At 74.2% G+C, this 3,710-nt stretch carries 4 protein-coding genes; 1 reads left to right on the top strand and 3 read right to left on the bottom strand.

Annotated features, from left to right (window positions below):
* Window positions 1-127 precede the first annotated feature (127 nt).
* Both LCE31_RS19240 and LCE31_RS19235 read right to left on the bottom strand, forming a co-directional pair.
* Window positions 128-1,003, bottom strand: coding sequence for an NAD(P)-dependent oxidoreductase (locus tag LCE31_RS19240; RefSeq protein WP_225015785.1), 876 nt, complete (start codon window positions 1,001-1,003; stop codon window positions 128-130).
* A gap of 129 nt (window positions 1,004-1,132) precedes the next feature.
* Window positions 1,133-1,627 carry a DUF3145 domain-containing protein gene (locus tag LCE31_RS19235; RefSeq protein WP_225015783.1) on the bottom strand — a complete coding sequence of 165 codons (495 nt, stop codon included), beginning with the start codon at window positions 1,625-1,627 and terminating at the stop codon, window positions 1,133-1,135.
* 304 nt (window positions 1,628-1,931) lie between these two features.
* Here LCE31_RS19235 and LCE31_RS19230 point away from each other — a divergent pair, with 304 nt between their 5' ends.
* Window positions 1,932-2,876: a GDSL-type esterase/lipase family protein gene (locus tag LCE31_RS19230; RefSeq protein ID WP_374118502.1), complete on the top strand. Its 945-nt coding sequence runs from the start codon at window positions 1,932-1,934 to the stop codon at window positions 2,874-2,876.
* A 47-nt stretch (window positions 2,877-2,923) separates the two neighbouring features.
* Here LCE31_RS19230 and LCE31_RS19225 read toward each other — a convergent pair whose 3' ends face one another.
* Window positions 2,924-3,559 (bottom strand): TetR/AcrR family transcriptional regulator, encoded by a 636-nt coding sequence (locus LCE31_RS19225; RefSeq protein ID WP_225015781.1) that lies wholly within the window; start codon window positions 3,557-3,559, stop codon window positions 2,924-2,926.
* Window positions 3,560-3,710 lie beyond the last annotated feature (151 nt).

The raw sequence follows: 3,710 nt of genomic DNA, 5'->3' as shown, positions 1-3,710 counted from the left end.
TCTCCGGCGCGCCGGCGGCCCGCGGGCGCCGCCCGCCCCGGCCCCCGCCCCCCCCCCGGGGGGCGCCCCCCCCCCCCCGGCGGGGGGGGGCCCCCCCCCCGCGCCCGTCCGGGGCAGCGGCGCGCCGTCAGTCGTCGAAGCTGGCGAAGTAGGCGGCCGCCATGTCCTCGTCGCCGTGGCCGTCCGCCTCGGCGCGGCGGAAGCGCTCGATGCCCGCCTCGGTGACGTCCATCCGCACGCCGGCCGCGTCGGCCGCCGCGACGATCAGCCGGGCGTCCTTGGCGGCGTTGGTGAGCGCGAAGCTCGGCGTGAAGTCGCCGTTCATGATCATTTCGCTCTTGAGGTGGACGTAACCGCAGTCCATCAGGCCGCCCTTGATGGTGTCGAGGAACGCCGTCGGGTCGACGCCGAGGCCCTTGGCGAGGGCGACGGACTCGACCGCGCCGTGGGTGAGCGCGAGCGTCCAGTTGTTGCAGACCAGCTTGAGGCGGGTGGCGGCGGCGCTCGCCCCGTCGTCGCCTGCCCAGACCGTGCGCGCGCCGATCGCGTCGAAGACGGACGCGAGCGCCTCGCGGGCCTCCTGGGGCCCGGCGGCGAGGGTGGTGAGCTTCCCGGCCTCCGCGGGTGCCTTCGTGCCGAGGACGGGGCCGTCGACGAAGACGAGGCCGTGCTCCGCGCCGAACGCGGCGAGCCGCGGGACGTCGTCCACCCCGACGGTCGTGGACTGGAGCCACACCGCGCCGCGCCCGAAGCCGGGGGCCGCGTCCCGCATGGTCTCCAGCGTGGCGGGGCCGTCGAACAGCATCGTGATGACGACATCGGCGCCGGTGACCGCCTCGGCGGCGGTGTCGAAGACCTGGGCGCCGTCGGCGGCCAGCGGCTCGGCCTTCGCACGCGTACGGTTCCAGACGCGCAGGCCGTGGCCCGTACGCAGGAGGTTGCGGGCCATCGCGGCCCCCATGATGCCGGTGCCGAGCAGGGCGACGTTCTTGTGATCAACCATGGTCACCACCGTACGGCCGATCGCGGCGCGGACGACGACAGGCAGGCCGGGCAGGACGCGGGGCAGGCCGATGGCCGACCGGCCCGGCGGGGACGCGGGGGCAGGCGCAGGGCCGAGCGGCCCGGCGGGTCAGACGACTTGGTGGAGCCAGCGGACCGGCGCGCCCTCGCCCGCGTAGCGGAACGGCTCCAACTCGTCGTCCCAGGGCTTGCCCAGCAGCTTGGCGATCTCCGGCTCCAGCGCGCTCTCGCCGCGCTCCGAGCGGGCCAGTGCCGCACGCAGCCGGTCCTCGGGGACCAGGATGTCGCCGTGCACGCCCGTGACGGCGTGGAAGATGCCGAGGTCGGGGGTGGCGCTGTAGCGCTCGCCCTCGGCGGCGGGGCTCGGCTCCGCGGTGACCTCGAACCTGAGCATCTGCCAGCCGCGCAGGGACGACGCGAGTTCGGAGGCCGTGGCGGCCCGTCCCTGCCAGGAGAACTCGGCTCTCCAGGTGCCGGGCGCGGCCGGCTGCCTGATCCAGTCGAGCTGGACCCGTACTCCGAGCACGCCCCCGACCGCCCACTCGATGTGCGGGCACATCGCGCGCGGTGCGGAGTGCACGTACAGGACTCCACGTGTCGTCACCGGGACCTCCAGTGTGGGACGAGGTTCGCCTTCCCCGCGGCCTCAGTAAACATCATCGAAAGCAGATCTCCGCAAACTCTGCAAAAACGGACAGGATGTGACGTGATGCAACGTACCGGAGTCGTGCGCGTCGAGTGCCACTGGTCAGACCTTGAAAAAGTACCGTGTGGCGGGGGTCCGGGGGCGGCGTACCGTCGGACCGGGGTCCGATTTACGCGAAGCTTTCACTCGCGAGGACGGGACGGAAGGGCGCATAGGCCAGGGGCGGTTTCACCTGGCACTTGAGCGGGAAAGGCGGCGTTTCATGCGGTGGCGGCTCGGGCGTTCGAGGCGGCGGCCTCCGAGCGGGCACGCCCCGCGGCGGCCCCGGGCGCACGGGGTCGCGGGGGTCGCGGCGGGCACTGCCGCGGCGCTGTTCGCGGTGACGGGCTGCGGCGCCCCGCGCCACGCCCCGGCGCCGCACCGGACCACCCGTTCGGCGGCTCCCGGGCCCAGCTGGAACCCGAAGCCGGCATCCGTGGCGGCCGTCGGCGACTCCATCACCCGCGGCTTCGACGCCTGCGGGCTGCTGAGCGACTGCCCCTCGGTGTCGTGGTCCACGGGGACGGACGCCGCGGTGGACAGCCTCGCGGTGCGGCTGCTCGGCCCCGCGGGGGCGAAGGCGCACAGCTGGAACCTGGCCGTGTCGGGCGCGCGGATGGCGGATCTGCCCGCGCAGATGACGCGGGTGGCCGCGCACCGGCCCGGCCTGGTGACCGTGCTCGCGGGCGCGAACGACGCCTGCCGCCCTTCGGTGTCCGCCATGACGTCCCTCGCCTCGTTCCGGGCCTCGTTCGAGACGGCGCTGCACCGGCTGCGGGCCGCGTCGCCGAGGACGGAGGTGTACGTGGCGAGCGTGCCCGACCTGCGGCGCCTGTGGGCGCAGGGGCACGGCAACCCGCTCGGCCGGGCGGTGTGGAAGCTGGGGATCTGCGCGTCGATGCTGGGGTCCGCGAAGGGCGAGAGCGACAGCGCCGCCGCGGAGCGCAGGCAGACGGTGTACGACCGGGTCGTGGCGTACAACGGCGTGCTGCGGACCGTCTGCGCGCGGGACGCGCTCTGCCGCTACGACGGGGGCGCGGTGTTCGGCTACCGCTTCTCGGCCGCGCTGCTCAGCCCCTGGGACCTGTTCCATCCGAGCAGGACGGGCCAGGGAACGCTGGCGCGGATCGCCTACTCCCGTGTCACGGCGGCGGGTTCCGCGGCTTAGGCGGCTTGAGGGACGCCGGCCGGCGCGGCGGTCCTGCCGTGCGGACGTCAGCCGGCGGCGGGGCCGGGGTCGCCGCCGCGCAGCAGGGTGAGGAAGTGGCGGAAGACGGCCGGCATGTCGACCGCCTCCGGGTCGAGCAGCCACTGGTACTGGAGGCCGTCCATCACCGCCGTCAGGAGCGGGCCCGCCTGCTCCGGCGTCAGGCCGCTGGGCAGGCGGTCGCCGAACTCGTCGCGCAGGGAGTCCGCCATGTCGGCCCGCACCTGCTCGTAGCGGTGGGTGAAGAACTCCCGCGCGGGGTGGTCCTCCGTCACGCTCTCGCCGAGCAGCGCGGAGAACGTCTGGACGATGCCGGGCCGCATGGCGTTGTAGTCGACCAGGGACGTGAGCAGTTCGAGGCGCCAGCCCTCGCGGCGGCGGGCGCCGCCTCCCGTGTCCCAGTGGTCGCGGTCTTCGAGGACGGCGACGAGCAGCGCCTCCTTGCTGGGGAAATGGTGGAGCAGCCCCTGCTGCGTGAGGCCGACGCGCTCCGCGACCGCCCCGAGGGTGGTGCCGCGGTAGCCGCGCTCCGCGATGACCTCGAGCGCGGCGCGCATGATCTCGGCGCGCCGCTCCCCACTCCTGGCTCTCGCCGCCATCCGCCTCGGCCTTCCGGTCGGTTCCTGGACAGGACCGTACGCCATGCGGGCGCCATGGATATTTCGAAACGATAACTACACCTACTCAACTACAAGTTCCTGGCTCATTATGTAACCGTCGGTGGGGCCCCGAACGGTCACGGCCCCGCGGCCACCGGCCCCACCGGCCCTCGCCCGGCACCACGCCCTCCCGCAC

It is taken from the genome of Streptomyces sp. 8L (assembly GCF_020176795.1).
Lineage (GTDB): Bacteria > Actinomycetota > Actinomycetes > Streptomycetales > Streptomycetaceae > Streptomyces.
Note: the sequence above shows the minus strand (reverse complement) of the source record. Positions and strands in the feature narration are given on the sequence as shown.